General features: G+C 73.5%; 12 protein-coding genes and 1 pseudogene. 10 read left to right on the forward strand and 3 right to left on the reverse strand.

Translation table 11 applies throughout. From position 1 onward, the window contains the following. Positions 1-263 precede the first annotated feature (263 nt). Positions 264-1,247, reverse strand: a complete 984-nt coding sequence (locus tag ACH4PU_RS10120; RefSeq protein ID WP_398268878.1) for an aldo/keto reductase — start codon at positions 1,245-1,247, stop codon at positions 264-266. Positions 1,248-1,594: 347 nt separating this feature from the next. Between ACH4PU_RS10120 and ACH4PU_RS10125 the strand changes: the two genes are divergently transcribed. After that, complete coding sequence (locus ACH4PU_RS10125) at positions 1,595-2,644, forward strand: LLM class F420-dependent oxidoreductase (RefSeq protein ID WP_185944654.1); 1,050 nt, start codon at positions 1,595-1,597, stop codon at positions 2,642-2,644. Positions 2,645-2,858: 214 nt separating this feature from the next. Further along, positions 2,859-3,650 carry a ferritin-like domain-containing protein gene (locus tag ACH4PU_RS10130; protein ID WP_398268882.1) on the forward strand — a complete coding sequence of 264 codons (792 nt, stop codon included), beginning with the start codon at positions 2,859-2,861 and terminating at the stop codon, positions 3,648-3,650. 221 nt (positions 3,651-3,871) lie between these two features. Here the strand turns inward: ACH4PU_RS10130 and ACH4PU_RS10135 are convergent, their stop codons facing one another. Then, a complete protein-coding gene (locus tag ACH4PU_RS10135) occupies positions 3,872-4,855 on the reverse strand; it encodes a magnesium and cobalt transport protein CorA (RefSeq protein ID WP_398268885.1) in 984 nt (327 codons plus the stop codon). A gap of 114 nt (positions 4,856-4,969) precedes the next feature. Between ACH4PU_RS10135 and ACH4PU_RS10140 the strand changes: the two genes are divergently transcribed. The 8 genes and pseudogenes from ACH4PU_RS10140 (at position 4,970) to ACH4PU_RS10175 (ending at position 12,673) form a co-directional block, all read left to right on the forward strand. Beyond that, positions 4,970-5,674 (forward strand): histidine phosphatase family protein, encoded by a 705-nt coding sequence (locus ACH4PU_RS10140; RefSeq protein WP_398268888.1) that lies wholly within the window; start codon positions 4,970-4,972, stop codon positions 5,672-5,674. Positions 5,675-5,789: 115 nt separating this feature from the next. Further along, positions 5,790-6,380 (forward strand): DUF3090 domain-containing protein, encoded by a 591-nt coding sequence (locus tag ACH4PU_RS10145; RefSeq protein ID WP_004946210.1) that lies wholly within the window; start codon positions 5,790-5,792, stop codon positions 6,378-6,380. Next, positions 6,344-7,288: an SCO1664 family protein gene (locus tag ACH4PU_RS10150; RefSeq protein ID WP_398268892.1), complete on the forward strand. Its 945-nt coding sequence runs from the start codon at positions 6,344-6,346 to the stop codon at positions 7,286-7,288. Before ACH4PU_RS10145 ends, ACH4PU_RS10150 begins: the two co-directional genes overlap by 37 nt. A gap of 321 nt (positions 7,289-7,609) precedes the next feature. After that, entirely contained in the window at positions 7,610-8,839 is a 1,230-nt protein-coding gene (gene mshC / locus ACH4PU_RS10155; RefSeq protein ID WP_398268895.1) for a cysteine--1-D-myo-inosityl 2-amino-2-deoxy-alpha-D-glucopyranoside ligase, read from the forward strand. Between the two features lie 219 nt (positions 8,840-9,058). Beyond that, positions 9,059-9,469, forward strand: coding sequence for a nuclear transport factor 2 family protein (locus tag ACH4PU_RS10160; protein ID WP_398268898.1), 411 nt, complete (start codon positions 9,059-9,061; stop codon positions 9,467-9,469). A 133-nt stretch (positions 9,470-9,602) separates the two neighbouring features. Then, positions 9,603-11,879 (forward strand): annotated as a pseudogene (locus ACH4PU_RS10165) (TIM-barrel domain-containing protein); the annotation flags it as partial. 50 nt (positions 11,880-11,929) lie between these two features. Then, positions 11,930-12,232, forward strand: coding sequence for a DUF6191 domain-containing protein (locus ACH4PU_RS10170; RefSeq protein WP_398268901.1), 303 nt, complete (start codon positions 11,930-11,932; stop codon positions 12,230-12,232). Positions 12,233-12,241: 9 nt separating this feature from the next. Beyond that, the gene (locus ACH4PU_RS10175) at positions 12,242-12,673 is read left to right on the forward strand and encodes an ASCH domain-containing protein (protein WP_398268904.1); all 432 of its coding nucleotides are present in this window, start codon (positions 12,242-12,244) and stop codon (positions 12,671-12,673) included. A 301-nt stretch (positions 12,674-12,974) separates the two neighbouring features. On the opposite strand, the gene ACH4PU_RS10180 is transcribed toward ACH4PU_RS10175, so the two are convergent. Beyond that, the gene (locus ACH4PU_RS10180) at positions 12,975-13,457 is read right to left on the reverse strand and encodes a hypothetical protein (protein WP_398268907.1); all 483 of its coding nucleotides are present in this window, start codon (positions 13,455-13,457) and stop codon (positions 12,975-12,977) included. Between the last annotated feature and the right edge of the window lie 138 nt (positions 13,458-13,595).

The following is a 13,595-nucleotide window of genomic DNA, read 5'->3' on the forward strand; positions in this document are numbered from 1 at the left end:
GGCGCCAGCGCCTGCCTCGGCGCCAGCGCCTGCCTCGGCGCCAGCGCCTGCCTCGGCGCCAGCGCCTGCCTCGGCGCCAGCGCCTGCCTCGGCGCCCGCGCCCGTCGGAGCGCCGTCCGCCGCGGACTCCGCCGCGACCGTTCCCCCGCCCCCGGCCGCCGAGGCATCGGGTCCGTCGGCCCGGTCCCGGGTCGGGTCCGGTGTGGCGGACGTCGTCCCGTTCGTGGCCGCGGGGGCGGCCTCGCCGTCGAGGCGGTCCGTGTTCACAGCTCGCTCCAGTCCTGATCGGGGTAGCGGTGCACCGGCGCCGACACGTCGTCGAGCGCTTGGCAGATCTCGTCCGGAAGCGTAAGGGCTTCCACTGACAACGCCGCCCTGAGCTGCCGCGCCGTGCGGGCGCCGACGATCGGGGCGGTGACGCCGGGGCGGTCGCGGACCCAGGCGAGGGCGATCTGGAGGGGTGTGGTGGCGAGGCCGTCGGCGGCGGTGGCGACGGCGTCGACGACGCGGCGCGCCGGCTCCTCCAGGTACGGGGCGACGAAGGGGGCGAGGTGTTCGGAGGCGCCCCGGGAGTCGGCGGGCGTCGCGCGGCGGTACTTGCCGGTGAGTACGCCCCGGCCCAGCGGGGACGAGGGCAGGACGCCGATGTCCAGGTCCAGGGCGGCGGGCAGCACTTCGCGCTCGATGCCGCGCTGGAGCAGGGAGTACTCCATCTGCGTGCTCGCCAGCCGGGTGCGCGTTCCCGGCGCGGCCAGCTGCCAGGTCGCGGCCTTGGCGAGCTGCCAGCCGCAGAAGTTCGAGACGCCGGCGTACCGGACGCGGCCGCTGGCGACGGCGGTGTCGACGGCCTGGAGGGTCTCCTCCAGCGGCGTACCGGGGTCGAAGGCGTGCAGTTGCCACAGGTCGACGTGGTCCGTGCCGAGGCGGGCGAGGGAGGCGTCGAGGGCGGCCAGCAGGTGGCCGCGCGAGGTGTCGGCGCGGTGGCCGGGGTCCAGGACGCTGCCGGCCTTCGTCGCCAGGACGAGGTCGCGGCGCGGGACGACCGTGTCGAGGAGCCGGCCGAGGAGGTACTCGGCGGCGCCGCCCGCGTACACGTCCGCCGTGTCCACGAGCGTCCCGCCCGCCTCGTGGAAGACCCTGAGCTGCTCGCCGGCCTCCTGCTCGTCGGTGTCCCGTCCCCAGGTGAGCGTGCCGAGTCCGATCCGGGAGACGCGCAGGCCCGTGCGGCCGACATGCCTTTGCTCCATGACGGGTGAGCGTATCGGCCGGGTGGGGGCGGGCCGGCCGACGCCGGACGATCACGGGTGTCGGGTGTCCGGTGTCCGGTGTCGGGTGTCCGGCTCGGGCTCCGATTCCGGCTCGAGCTCCGGATCACGCGTCCGGCTCGGCGCCCGGCCTCCGGCGGCGTCCTCGGCAGCCGGCTCCCCACCCGCCGATGTCCGGCCGGCCCCGGACGATCCCCGGCTTCGGCCCCAACGCCCGGCCCCGACACTGCGGCCCGCGCCCCCGGCGCCGAAGCACCCGGTGACGGACCACGGGTCCGCGCGCTACAGTCCCCGGAACGACGACGTTACTGATGGGTAGGGAGAGCGGGATGCGGCTCGGAATCAACCTCGGCTACTGGGGCGCCGGGATGGACGCGGACAATCTCGCGGTCGCCAAGGAGGCCGACCGGCTCGGCTACGCGGTCTGCTGGGCCGCGGAGGCGTACGGCTCCGACGCGCCCACCGTCCTCTCCTGGGTCGCCGCGCAGACCGAGCGCATCGACGTCGGCTCGGCCATCTTCCAGATTCCAGCCCGCACCCCCGCCATGACGGCCATGACCGCCGCCACCCTCGACTCCCTCTCCGGCGGCCGGTTCCGGCTCGGCCTCGGCGTCTCCGGCCCGCAGGTCTCCGAGGGCTGGTACGGCGTGAAGTTCGACAAGCCGCTCGCCCGCACCCGCGAGTACGTCGAGATCGTCCGCAAGGCCATGGCCCGCGAGCGCCTGACGCACGAGGGCGAGCACTGGACGCTGCCGCTGCCCGGCGGCCCCGGCAAGCCGATCAAGCTGACCGTGCACCCGGTGCGCGAGCACATCCCGCTGTACATCGCGGCCATCGGCCCCAAGAACCTGGAGCAGACCGGCGAGATCGCCGACGGCGCCCTCGTCCTCTTCTTCGCCCCCGAGCTCGCCGAGGAGACCACGCTCGGGTCCATCCGCGCGGGCCGCGCCAAGGCCGGCAAGGACATGGAGGGCTTCGACCTCGTCCCGACCGTCCCGCTCGCCCTCGGCGACGACGTCGCCGCCCTCGCCGACACCTTCCGCCCCTACACCGCCCTCTACGTCGGCGGCATGGGCAGCGCCAAGCAGAACTTCTACAACCGGCTCGCGGTGCGCATGGGCTACGAGAAGGAGGCCGCCGAGATCCAGGAGAAGTACCTCTCCGGGGACAAGAAGGGGGCCGCCGCGGCCGTTCCGCAGCAGCTCATCGACTCGACGTCGCTGCTCGGCTCCGTGGAGCGGATCTCCGACCGGATGCGCGCCTACGCCGACGCCGGTGTCACCACGCTGTCCCTCAACCCCTCGGGCTTCACGCTGGAGGAGCGGATCGCCGGGCTGCGCGCCGGCGTCGAGGCGCTGGAGCGGGCCGGGCTCGCCTGACGCCCACGGAAAGCCCCGCGGCCGTGGTGGGGGCTCGGGGGTCTTCCCCGCCACGGCCGGCACCGGGCTCAACGCCCCCGCGCCCGCCGGGTTACGCGGTCGGGGGCGCCCGGGGCGCGCGCCCGGCGTCGTCCGTTCGGCCGAGCGCCCGCCGCCTCCTGGCTGGCGCCCCCCTCGGTGGGGACCTTGACTGGTCCCCACGGAGGTGAGGGCCATGCTCACGGCCAGAAGTCTGTTCCAGGAGATCCTCGGCGACGACGAGGCGTTCCGCCTGTTCTGCTCCATCGCCGCGAGCGGCGAGGCGCAGGGCGGCTGGGAGAACGGCCGGATCTCCGCCCTGGTGCCCGAGAGCCTCCGCGCCCTCGCCCCCAAGATCGCCCGGCATGGCGCGGACGAGGACAAACACGGCCGCATCTTCCTGGCCCTGCTGCGCCGGCGCGGTCTGGAACCGGCCGAGGTGCCCCCGGAGACCGACTACACGATGCTCCTCGAACGCCGCGGCATCGGCCTGCCGCACGCCAGACTGCGGGCGGACGAGCCGCTGACCGTCCGGGACGTCATCGCCTACCTGGCGCACAGCCGGGTCACCGAGCAGCGGGCCGCCGACCAGATGCGGATGCTCACCCACCACTTCGGCGACCACCCCGAGGTCGGCCGCGCCCTCCGGATGATCTGCCACGACGAGGCCAACCACCTCGCGTACTGCCACGAGGAACTGCTGCGGCTCGCCGCCGCCGGGCACGGCCGGACGATCCACACCCTGCTGCGCGAGTGCGCCCTCGCGGAGACCGGCGTCCACCGGGACGTCGCCCTCGCCGTCATGGGGCGTATGGGACGCCTGTTGCACTGGCCCCGCGCCAAATCGGCCGCCCTCGCCGCGGGCATCCACGCCCTGTACGCGGCCGAACGGCTCGGCGGACGGCGGCGGATGGTCTCCCTGCGGATGCCGGAGCGGCGGGACGCGCTGGGCGGTGGGGCGGTGGCGGTGGTGCCGGAGTTCGCCTGAAGCCGAGACCTCCGGCCTCCGCGATCACGGGTCGGCTCCCGCGACCGCGGGTCGGTTCCCGGGACGGTGGGTCGGCTCCCGCGACGGCGGCCGGTCCCCGGGACCGCGGGCCGGCCCTCGCGACCGCGGACCGATCCGATCCGGTCCGGCCCGGTTCGATCGATTCAGTCCGATCCGATCCGATCCGATTCGGTCCGGTACCGGCCGTGGCCGGGCCCGCCCTACAGCCACCCCCGCCGCTTGAACAGCCGGTACAGCAGCGCCACCACGCCCACCATCAGCAGCAGCGCCGCCGGATACCCCCACACCTGCCGCAACTCCGGCATATGGACGAAGTTCATCCCGAACACCCCGGCGATCATCGTCGGGGCCGCCGCCATCGCCGCCCAGGCGGAGATCTTCCGCATGTCGTCGTTCTGCTGCACGCCCATCTGGGCCAGGTGGGCGGAGAGGATGTCCGAAAGCAGCCGGTCCAGCTGCTCCACCGCCTCGTTCGCCCGCGCCAGGTGGTCGCCCACGTCGCGGAAGAACGGGCGCGCCTCCTCGTTGACGAACGGCAGCCCGGCGCCGGCCAGCCGGGCCACCGGCTCGGCGAGCGGCACGGTGGCCCGCCGGAACTCCACCACCTGCCGTTTGAACGCGTAGATCCGGGACGCGATGTTCTTGTTGTCGATGCCGATCGGGGCGAACACCTCGGTCTCCAGCTCGTCCAGGTCGGCCTGGAGCAGCCCGGACACCTCCGTGTAGTGGTCGACGACCGCGTCGCTCACCGCGTACAGCACGGCCGTCGGGCCGCAGCGCAGCAGGTCGGGCTGGTCCTCCAGGCGGGCCCGCAGCTCGGACAGCGGGTTGCCGACGCCGTGCCGGACCGTCACCACGAAGGAGTCGCCGAGGAACAGCATCAGCTCGCCGGTGCTCACGGTGTCCGCGTGGTCGTCGTAGACGACGGGCTTGAGGACGACGAACAGCGAGTCGGCGTACACCTCCAGCTTGGGCCGCTGGTGGGCCTTGAGGGCGTCCTCGACGGCCAGCGGATGGAGCCCGAACTCGCTGGTGACCAGGGCGAACTCGCTCTCCGTCGGCTCGTGCAGGCCGACCCAGAGGAAGGCGTTACCGTCGGCGCGCGCCTGGTCGAGCGCGTCGGAGAAGTCGGCCGGACCGTCCGTGCGGTGTCCGTTCCGATAGATGGCGAAGTCCACGATCACGCGGGCATTCTCCCTTCCCGGCTCCCCTGCCGGGGCCGTTCGTCGTCCGCACCGCCGGAGACCTTCGTCGCACCGCCGTCGGTGTGCGCCCGGGGCCGTCGTAGGCTGGCGGGCATGCCCACCCTGATCCTGGTCCGGCACGGCCGGTCCACCGCCAACACCGGCGGCGTGCTCGCGGGATGGACTCCCGGTGTCGCCCTGGACGAGCGGGGCGCCGCCCAGGCCGCGGCCCTCCCGGACCGCCTGCGGGAGATCCCGCTCGCCGCTCTCGTCACCAGTCCCCTCCAGCGCTGTCAGGAGACCGTGGCCCCCCTGCTCGCCGCCCGCCCGGAGCTGCCGTCGCACACGGACGAGCGGATCGGCGAGTGCCACTACGGCGACTGGTCGGGCCGCAAGCTCGCCGAACTCCACGACGAGCCGCTGATGACCGTCGTGCAGCGGCACCCCTCCGCCGCCTCCTTCCCCGGCGGCGAGTCTCTACGCGCGATGCAGGCCCGCGCCGTGGACGCGGTCCGCGACTGGAACGACCGGATCGAGCGCGAGCACGGCGCCGACGCCGTCTACGTCGTGTGCTCGCACGGCGACCCGATCAAGGCGGTCGTCGCCGACGCTCTCGGGCTGCACCTCGACCAGTTCCAGCGGATCGCCGTCGACCCCTGCTCCCTCACGGTGATCCGCTACACCCCCCTGCGGCCGTACCTGCTGCGGCTGGGGGACACCGGCGAGACCGCGTCGCTCGCCCCGCGCGCGACGCCGCCGGGCGGGGCGGCGGGGGACCCCGGGGAGGCCGTGGTGGGAGGCGGTGCGGGAGCACCGTGATCCACATGAGCAGTAGGGTGGGGGCGCGGGGGCGCCGCCGCGGCGCCTGAGCCCGCCGAGCTTCCCGTGGTTCCCCAGATTCCCCGTCCGACCACCGACACAATGGAGCAGGACGTTGTCCCGTCAGGTGTTCCTCTATGACCCGCCGGACCGCTTCGTCGCCGGTACGGTCGGGCTGCCGGGCCGCCGCACTTTCTTCCTCCAGGCCAGCGCGGCCGGCCGGACCACCAGCGTGGCCCTGGAGAAGGCGCAGGTGGAAGCGCTCGCCGAGCGCATCGACGAACTGCTGGACGAGGTCGTCCGGCGCACCGGCGGCAGTGCCCCGGTCCCGGCCGTGGCCCCCGTCGAGTACGCCGACACCGCCCCGCTGGACACCCCCGTCGAGGAGGAGTTCCGCGTCGGCACCATGGCCCTGGCCTGGGACGCCGAGGGGCAGCGGATGGTCGTCGAGGCACAGGCCCTGGTCGAGCTGGAGGCCGACACCGACGAGGACCTGGCCGCCGCCGAGGAGCGCCTCCTCCAGGACGAGACCAACGGGCCGCCCATGCTGCGCGTGCGCATCACCGGCACCATGGCCCGCGCCTTCGCCAAGCGCGCCCTGGACATCGTCAACGCCGGCCGGCCGCCCTGCCCGCTGTGCAGCCTGCCGCTCGACCCGGAGGGACACGTATGTCCGCGCCAGAACGGATACCGCCGCGGAGCGTGACCGCGCGGGAGCGCGGTGGGGTGCCGCCGGGGCCGGACGGGGCCGCCGGGCCGGACGGGGCCGCCGGGCCGGGCGAGTCCGTCGAGCCCTCCGGGTTCGGCGTGACCCCGCGGGAGCTGCTGGCCCGCGGTGAGCTCACGGTCCGCGGGCGGATCCGCGAGGCGTCCAACGCCGTCCTGTACTGCACCGTCGCCTACGAGGGCGTGACGGCGGCCTGCGTCTACAAGCCGGTCGCCGGGGAGCGCCCGCTCTGGGACTTCCCGGACGGCACCCTCGCCCAGCGCGAGGTGGCCGCCTACGAGCTCTCCGAGGCGATGGGCTGGGGCCTGGTCCCGCCGACCGTCCTCCGCGACGGCCCCTACGGGCCGGGCATGTGCCAGCTCTGGATCGACGGCCCGGCCGACGACGGCGCCGCCGAGGAGACGCGGCGCCTCCTCGCGCTGGTCGAGGGGGACGAACCCGGGCCCGGCTGGAAGGCCGTCGGCTACGCGGACGTCGGCGACGACCGCACCGCCCTGCTCGTGCACGCCGACGACGAGCGGCTGCGCCGGCTGGCCGTCCTCGACGCGGTGATCAACAACGGCGACCGCAAGGGCGGCCACCTGCTGCCCGCCGCCGACGGCCGGCTCTACGCCATCGACCACGGCGTCACCTTCAACGCCGAGGACAAGCTGCGGACGTTGCTGTGGGGGTGGGCGGGGGAGCCGCTGACGGAGGAGGCGGTGGAGGCGTTGCGGCGACTTTCGGCCGATCTGGCCGACGGGCGCCCCCTGGCGGGGCGGCTGGCGGAGTTGATCACTCCGGCGGAGATCGACGCTTTGCGGGGGCGGGTGGAGGAGCTTCTGCGGACCGGGCGGCACCGGGAGCCGAGCGGGCAGTGGCCCGCGATTCCGTGGCCGCCGGTGTAGGCGCCTGCGGCGGGCTGGTGCCCCGGTCCCTCGCCCAGAGGGGGCACCCCCACTTCGCCGCTTCCTGGGGCTGCGCCCCAGACCCCGCTGGTCGCGGCTTCGCCGCTCGTCCTCAAACGCCGGACGGGCTGAATATCAGCCCGTCCGGCGTTTGAGGACGACCGCGCGGAGCGCGGTTTCGGGGGTGCGGGGGCTTGCCCCCGCAAGAAACGGTGAAGGGCGGGCCCGGAGCACAACCCCGCCCCCCGCGCAAGACCCCCTTCTCAGCCAACCGCCCCCTCCGGTTCGTATCCGGAACCCGCATCCGGTTACGCTCAGGACATGCATGCCTGGCCCGCTTCTGAGGTTCCCGCCCTGCCCGGCAAGGGCCGCGACCTCCGGATCCACGACACCGCGACCGGTGGACGGGTGACCCTCGTCCCCGGCCCCGTCGCCCGCCTCTACGTCTGCGGCATCACGCCGTACGACGCCACTCACATGGGGCACGCGGCGACCTACAACGCGTTCGACCTCGTGCAGCGCGTGTGGCTCGACACCAAGCGGCAGGTCCACTACGTCCAGAACGTGACGGACATCGACGACCCGCTGCTGGAGCGGGCCGCCGCCAACGGCGAGGACTGGGAGGCCCTCGCCGAGCGCGAGACCGTCCTGTTCCGCGAGGACATGACCGCCCTGCGGCTGCTGCCGCCGCGCCAGTACGTGGGCGCCGTGGAGTCGATACCCAAGATCGTCCCGCTGGTGGAGCGCCTGCGCGACGCGGGTGCCGCCTACGAGCTCGACGGCGACATCTACTTCTCCGTCGCCTCCGACGCCCACTTCGGCGAGGTCTCCGGCCTGGACGCGGAGGCCATGCGGCTGCTGTCCGCCGAGCGCGGCGGCGACCCGGACCGGCCGGGCAAGAAGAACCCCGTCGACCCGATGCTGTGGATGGCCGCTCGCCCGGGCGAGCCCAGCTGGGACGGCGCCTCCCTCGGCCCCGGTCGCCCCGGCTGGCACATCGAGTGCGTCGCCATCGCCCTGGAGTACTTCGGCATGGGCTTCGACGTCCAGGGCGGCGGCTCCGACCTGATCTTCCCGCACCACGAGATGGGCGCCTCGCACGCCCAGGCGCTGACCGGCGAGCACCCGTTCGCCAAGACGTACGTCCACGCGGGCATGGTCGCCCTGCACGGCGAGAAGATGTCCAAGTCCAAGGGCAACCTCGTCTTCGTCTCCGCCCTGCGCCGCGAGGTCGTGGACCCGGCCGCGATCCGCCTCGCGCTGCTGTCCCACCACTACCGGGCCGACTGGGAGTGGACCGACGCCGTCCTCGCCGAGGCCGTCGAGCGCCTCGCCCGCTGGCGCGCCGCCGTCTCCCGCCCGGACGGCCCGTCCGCCGACGCCCTTCTCGACGAGGTCCGCGAGGCCCTCGCCGACGACCTCGACGCCCCGGCCGCCCTGGCCGCCGTCGACCGCTGGGCCGCCGCCCAGGCCGCCGACGGCGGTACGGACGAGGGCGCGCCCGGCCTGGTGTCGCGGACCGTGGACGCGCTGCTGGGCGTCGCGCTCTAGCCCGCCCCGAGGACAGGAGGCGCTCCCCACCAGTGGCGGGGAGCGCCTCCTGCCGCGTTCGGTGCCCCAGCGGCCCAGGCGGCGGAGGGCGGCGAGCACCCGCCGGCTGTACCCCGTTCCCGGCGCGGGGCACCGGGGCGGGGCCCCGGGCGAACCGCCGTTCCGGACCCTCGTAGGCTTCGCACACGTCGAGTCGAGACGGGGAAGAGGTGCCTTTCCATGACGGGGACGGAGACGGGGACGAAGCCGGGGAGCGGGCCGGAGGAGGTCGTCGCGCGCTTCTTCGCCGCGTGGGACGGGCTGGACGCCGCCCGGCTCGCGTCCTTCTTCGCGGAGGACGGGACCTACCACAGCATGCCCCTGCCGCCCGTGGTCGGCCGGGACCGCATCCGCGCCTACTTCGCCGACTTCCTCGCCCGCTTCACCGCCGCCGACTTCACCATCCACCACCAGGCTTCGTCCGAAACCGAGGGCGGGGGAGTGGTGTTCAACGAACGGACCGACGTGATGCGGCTCCGGTCGGGGACGGTGGTACGGGTGCGGGTGGCCGGTGTCTTCGAGATCCGGGACGGGGCGATCGCGGCGTGGCGGGACTACTTCGACCTGGGGGCGGTACGGGGAGAGGACTGATCGCGGCCCGCCCGGCGTGTGAGGACAACCGCGCGGAGCGCGGTGCCGGGGTGCGGGGGGGCGCCCCCGCAAGGAACCGAGGCCGGGGAACGCCCCGTAGTCATGCGCACGACAGTGCGCTAAGCATGGCCGCATGACCACCCGCACCCGGCACAGAACCCCCGCGACCACCCGCCTCCTCACCCTGTTCGCCCTGCTCGGCCTCCTCACGGCCCTCGTCGGCCCCCAAGCGGGGGCCCGAGCCGCCGACGGCCCCGGCACGGAGCCGCACACCGTCGGCGACATCACCTCCTTCACCCCCCAAGGCCCCGAGTACCGCTTAAGAGCGGGCCGATCCGAGGCCCGCATCCGCTTCGTCACCCCGGACACCCTCCGCCTCCAGCTCGCCCCGGACGGCACGTTCACCGATCCCACGGGCAAGGACATCGTCCTGCCGCAGGGCGCGCCCCCGCCCACCCGCTGGCGCGACCGCGGCGACCGCTACGAACTGAGTACCTCGGCCCTCACCCTGCGCGCCTACAAGGCACCGCTCCGCTTCGCCCTGTACCGCGCCGACGGCACCCGCCTCTGGTCCGAGACCAAGGGCCTGACCTGGGACAAGGACGGCACGACGCAGTCCCTCGCGCGCGGCGCCGACGAGCGGTTCTACGGCGCCGGCATGCAGAACGGCCGCGGCAACACCTCGCACCGCGGCAAGAAGGTGGAGGTGGGCGTCGACTACGACTGGAACGACGGCGGCCACCCCAACTCCGTCCCGTTCTACCTCTCCTCGGCCGGCTACGGCGTCTACCGCAACACGTACGCGCCCAACACCTACGACTTCGCCGACCCGGTCGCGGCCACCGCCCGCGAGCAGCGCTTCGACGCGTACTACGTCGCCGGCCGGACCCCCAAGGACGTCATCGGCGGCTACACCCGGCTGACCGGCCGCCCCTTCCTGCCGCCGCTGTACGGCCTGGAAGTCGGCGACTCCGACTGCTACCTGCACAACAAGAACCGCGGCGAGCGCCGCACCCTCGACGCGCTCAAGGTCGCGGACGGCTACGTCGGGCACGACATGCCGCTCGGCTGGATGCTCGTCAACGACGGCTACGGCTGCGGCTACGAGAACCTGCCCGAGGTGAACAAGGGCCTCGCCGACCGCGGGATGACCATGGGCCTGTGGACCGAGGACGGCCTCGGCAAGCTCGCCGACCAGGTGCGGGCCGGCCAGCGCGTCGCCAAACTGGACGTCGCCTGGGTCGGCGACGGCTACAAGTTCGCCCTCGACGGCTGCAAGGACGCGTACAAGGGCATCGAGGACAACAGCGACGCCCGCGGCTTCACCTGGGCCCCCGAGAGCTGGTCCGGCGCCCAGCGCTGCGGCGTCCAGTGGTCCGGTGACCAGAAGGGCTCCTGGGACTACATCCGCTGGCAGATCCCCACCTACGCGGGCGCGACGATGTCCGGCCTCGCCTACACCACCGGCGACATCGACGGCATCTTCGGCGGCAGCGCGAAGACGTACGTCCGCGACCTCCAATGGAAGGCGTTCCTCCCCGCCGTCATGACCATGGACGGCTGGGCGCCGAGCGACAAGCAGCCCTGGCGGTACGGCGAGCCGTACACCTCGATCAACCGCAAGTACCTCAAGCTCAAGGAATCCCTCCTTCCGTACATGTACACGTACGCGGCGGAGGCCGCCCGCACGGGCGTCGGCCCGGTCCGCCCGCTGGCCCTGGAGTACCCGGACGACCCCAAGGCGGCGACGGACGCGGCGAAGTACGAGTTCCTGAGCGGTGAGTACTTCCTCGTCGCCCCGGTGTACGAGGACAAGGAGACGCGTGACGGCATCTACCTGCCGCGCGGCACCTGGACCGACTACTGGACCGGGCGTACGTACCACGGTCCGACCACCCTCGACGGCTACCGCGCCCCGCTCGACACCCTGCCCCTCTTCGTGAAAGAGGGCGCCGCGATCCCGATGTGGCCCGGCATCCGCTCCCACCGCGACCGCACCCCCGACTCCCCGCTCGCCTGGGACGTCTACCCCAAGGGCGCATCCTCGTTCACCCTCTACGAGGACGACGGCGTCACCCGGGCCCACCGCGCGGGCGCCTCGGCCCGCCAGACGGTGACCGTCCGGGCACCGCACACGGGCCGAGGCGACGTCACCGTCCGAGTGGACGCCTCCCGCGGCCACTTCAAGGGCAAGCAGACCACCCGCCCGTACACCTTCACCGTCCACTCCCGCACCACCCCGCGAACGGTCCTGCTGGACGGCCGCCCCCTGCCCCACGTCACTTCCGGCTCCTCCACCCCCGGCTGGTGGTACGACCCCACCGACCGCGGCGGCACCCTTCACCTCACCACCCCCAGCCTTTCCACGAACCACCCGTTCACCCTGAAGCTGCGCGGCGCGAGCGCGGTCGACTGACGCGGACGGAACCACGCCCGGGCCCGCCACGTTCTCTCGATGTGATGAGCCTCCTGACGGGCCCTGGGCTGGCCCTCCTGATCGTCGTCCCGCTCTTCGTGACGGCCGCCGCGCGCAAGGGCGTTCACCTCCTCCGCGGAGGCGCCGCCGGCGGCTCGCGCGGTGCGGGCGCGGCCGCGACAGAGGAGCTGCACGGCCTCATGTACCCGGGCAAGCGAGCGCAGTTGGAACAGCGCCGCGTCGAACTGGTCCTGCGCGACGACGAACAGGACGGCGCCCCGCGCCGGACCGGCATCGACCTCGACGCGGGAACGGCACACCTGTCCCCCCGCCATCACCCGCACTAGATTGCGACCATGGAACGCATCACCGGCCTCCCCCGCGCCGAGTTCGCCTTCCCCGGCCCCCTCCGCGACCTTCTCGTCGCCGCCATCCTCGACGGCTCGAAGACCTCCACCACCGGCCTGGTCGTCGCCTACGAACACGAGGGCGAGGCGCTGCCCGTGTCCGGGGAGCGGAGCGTCGTCGTCGACTCCGACGACCGTCCGGTGGCGGTCATCGAGGTGACGGACGTCCGCGTCGTGCCGCTGTCCGACGTGGACTTCGCCCACGTCGTCGACGAGGGGGAGGGCGACGCCTCCGTCGCCGAATGGCGCGCCAACCACGAGTCGTTCTGGCACAGCGCCGAGATGCGGGAGGCCATGGACGACCCGGAGTTCACGGTGGACGACTCGACGCTCGCGGTCCTGCAGCGGTTCCGCCTGGTGGCGGACCTGCGGGGCGCATAGGCGCGCCGGCCGTCACCGGACGGTGGCCGATCGGCCGCGTTGACGACAGTCACCGTCCGGATCGGTCCGTCCTGTGAAGGTGATCAGCCGACTGACGGCGGCGGGGGTTGTCCCTGTGGGCTGTCGGCCGGTTCTTGCCGGTCCTGGTCGGCTGGGTGTCCGCATGCGCAGGCACAGCGGAGCCGTTCGGTGGCGTCCGCACCGGGTGGCGCGCCGATGACGCGGACGACGATGGCTCCCTCGCAATCGGCGTGCTGGCCGAGAGCGCATCGCGGCGCGATGTGTGGCGTGATCCGGCCGCTCAGGGGCATCGCGTGACGGCCTTCCGGTCGAGCAGGCGCATGCCGGTCTCGGCGGCATGGCGGAGGTCGTCCGGAGCCGTGAGCGTCCGCCATGCGTCGCCGTCCTGGCCGGGGAGCACCCAGACGCGGTCGCCGCGGTACTTCCCCGGGGGCGGGGCGAACAACTCCGAGCCCCTGGGGCGGGGCCTGATCCCGGGAACTCCGGTGAGTCGTGGTGCGGTACCCAGCGGCAGCAGCCACCACATCGCGTGCTCCATGCCACCCATCAGGTAAAGCCCGATGTGGCGGTCGGCGTCCCTCAGCCGGGTAACGGCGGCGGTTGCGAGGGTGAAGTCGATCTCGACGAGGTCCCAGTGGCGGCCCACGGTCAGCGGCGTTGTTCCGCCCGCTTCCCACTGGGCCAGTGCTTTCCGCGCGGAGGGGGCCGCCTGGCAGAGCCAGCGCGCCGTAGTGGCCACTGGACGGCCTGGAGTGGGGGACATGATGGACTCCCATGGTTGGCGAGCAGGGCTCCGGGCTCGTGCGGTCATGGAGAGACACCTCGACGAGATGCCCTGCACTGGGATAGTCCACCGGTGGACTAGTCAGGTCAAGCGTCCGGGACGAAAAATGCCCCCACC

Origin of the sequence: Streptomyces sp. NPDC021100 (genome assembly GCF_044333095.1) — a bacterium.
In the GTDB taxonomy this organism is placed as follows: domain Bacteria; phylum Actinomycetota; class Actinomycetes; order Streptomycetales; family Streptomycetaceae; genus Streptomyces.